The organism is Nocardioides sp. CPCC 206348 (assembly GCF_048654705.1).
Classification (GTDB): domain Bacteria; phylum Actinomycetota; class Actinomycetes; order Propionibacteriales; family Nocardioidaceae; genus Nocardioides.
In genome coordinates this window covers 1-515 of the sequence record NZ_JBMCZA010000168.1, presented here as the reverse complement: position 1 = coordinate 515, position 515 = coordinate 1, and the positions used below count along the sequence as shown (strand labels likewise).

At 71.7% G+C, this 515-nt stretch carries 1 pseudogene; it reads left to right on the top strand.

Going from position 1 to position 515, the window contains the following annotated elements:
- Positions 1 to 515 (top strand): annotated as a pseudogene (gene fbiC, locus ACOADB_RS13160) (7,8-didemethyl-8-hydroxy-5-deazariboflavin synthase); the annotation flags it as partial.

Genomic DNA, 515 nt, shown 5'->3' with positions numbered 1-515 from the left:
CGCCACGGCATCCCGTTCACCACCGGCCTGCTGGTCGGGATCGGCGAGACGCTGACGGAGCGGGCCGAGACGATCTTCGCTCTGCGCGCCACGATGCGCGCGTACGGCGCGGTGCAGGAAGTGATCGTCCAGAACTTCCGCGCCAAGCCCGACACCGCGATGCGGCACGTCGACGACCTCGACCTCGCGGAGTACCGCGCCGCGATCGCCGTCACCCGCCTCGTGCTGGGACCGAAGGCACGGATCCAGGCGCCCCCGAACCTGGTCGACCTCGAGGAGTGCCGTGCACTGCTCGACGCCGGTGTCGATGACTGGGGCGGCGTCTCGCCACTGACCCCGGACCACGTGAATCCCGAACGCCCCTGGCCCTCCCTCGAGCGGCTGCGCTCGATCACCGCCACGTGCGGCTTCGACCTCAAGGCCCGCCTCACCATCCACCCCGAGTACGTCGTGGGCGCGCTCCAGGACGGCCAGGCCTGGCTCGACCCCCGCGTCGCCGGACACGTCGCCGCACT